The organism is Psychrobacter sp. T6-1 (genome assembly GCF_052258445.1).
In genome coordinates this window covers 1-871 of record NZ_JBQQFC010000607.1, presented here as the reverse complement: position 1 = coordinate 871, position 871 = coordinate 1, and the positions used below count along the sequence as shown (strand labels likewise).

The 871-nt window shown below is 35.8% G+C and carries 1 protein-coding gene; it reads left to right on the top strand.

Annotated features, from left to right (window positions below; all coding sequences use genetic code 11):
- Nucleotides 1-287: 287 nt before the first annotated feature.
- Nucleotides 288-851: a hypothetical protein gene (locus ACTXGO_RS14905; RefSeq protein WP_443542251.1), complete on the top strand. Its 564-nt coding sequence runs from the start codon at nt 288-290 to the stop codon at nt 849-851.
- Nucleotides 852-871 lie beyond the last annotated feature (20 nt).

Genomic DNA, 871 nt, shown 5'->3' with positions numbered 1-871 from the left:
AATGGGGCTTTAATAATACCAGCAGTAGTTCAGCTTGCCGTTTTTAGCTGGCCTAACACAATTTATTGTACACCTTTAAATTAGGTTTTTTATCTGCTAAATTTTTACTAAATATAAGAAAAGAATAGTAGGATGAGCGGTAGTATATAAAGTTGAACGGTAAGTTAAGTAACTAAAGCCTATTTCATACTAGTAAACAATGTTTTATAATATTGGTTTTTAACTCAAAGTGCTTTCAGTAAAATTTAGGTGATGAGCGCTATTTATAATAACCTTTTAAGGCAGTTATGACTGTTATTACGCTTAAAAAACCAATGCCTGCCAGACGCTATTTATTCCCTTTATCATGTCGCATAAAAACGCTCAGTATTGCTACTGTTTCTCTATTAGTCTTGAGCGCTTGTGGTCATGATGCTCATCCAAATGAGGCGCAAGATTCTGCTACTACGACTGAGCAAAGCGTAGCTGAGCAAAATAAGCAGCAAAATATCAAAGAGATTGAAGAAAATATTAGAAACTCCTATGCACGTTTAGCGGCGAAGCATTCTGATATTTGCCCCAAACTACTACAAAAAAACGTCGATGATGAAACTATTGTCCGCACCGCTGAGATTATGGTATATGACTACTGTGAGTATTATCTATATCCAGATGTTGGACAAAGCATTGATGTGGATATCAATACCGATAAGATTGAAACTATGCTAGTGGTGCCATCAGTGCATAATTTCGCTAATGGTCCTTATGAGGTGACTTCTTATGACAAACACATCATCCGTTTAAACTACATCGGTGTTAAGTATAAGCCTAAGCGCTTAGAGTACGATTTGACGATGGTTATCAAAGACTAATCGTTGTTAACATCAATGTA

Excerpts from the sequence above, each read along its gene's own strand:
- ACTXGO_RS14905 (WP_443542251.1), top strand. The coding sequence starts at position 288 with ATGACTGTTATTACGCTTAAAAAACCAATGCCTGCCAGACGCTATTTA.